The sequence below is a fragment of the Paraburkholderia sp. SIMBA_054 genome (assembly GCF_046534875.1).
Lineage (GTDB): Bacteria > Pseudomonadota > Gammaproteobacteria > Burkholderiales > Burkholderiaceae > Paraburkholderia > Paraburkholderia hospita.
Window position 1 is genome coordinate 1 of the sequence record NZ_JAWRXV010000487.1, and the last position, 309, is coordinate 309.

Genomic DNA, 309 nt, shown 5'->3' on the forward strand with positions numbered 1-309 from the left:
CATATTTTGATCCATCGAAGATGAAGGGGTAGGGAGATTTTTTGTCGCCTAGCCAAATACCAATTAAAATTCCTGCAGCTGCAGTTTGTTTCAACAAATCTCTAGTTAATCGCTTGTGCTTATTCTTATGCAAAACTTTTTTTATTGTTTTAACATGGCTTTCTGAAGCATCGGGATTTTCAAAGGAATCTATTTTAAAATTTAATGTAGGTAGAGCTTCAATGAGTTCGAAAAGTTGATGGATTTCTCCAGTGGACACATAAAAATAGTTGGCTAAATCTTCTATCTCTCTTTGATACGCATCAGGTG

Annotated in this window: 1 protein-coding gene; it reads right to left on the reverse strand. The window is 35.0% G+C overall.

Going from position 1 to position 309, the window contains the following annotated elements; genetic code table 11:
* The coding region (locus tag SB822_RS56010; protein WP_410858968.1) for a hypothetical protein at positions 1 to 309 on the reverse strand (309 nt) is incomplete at both ends.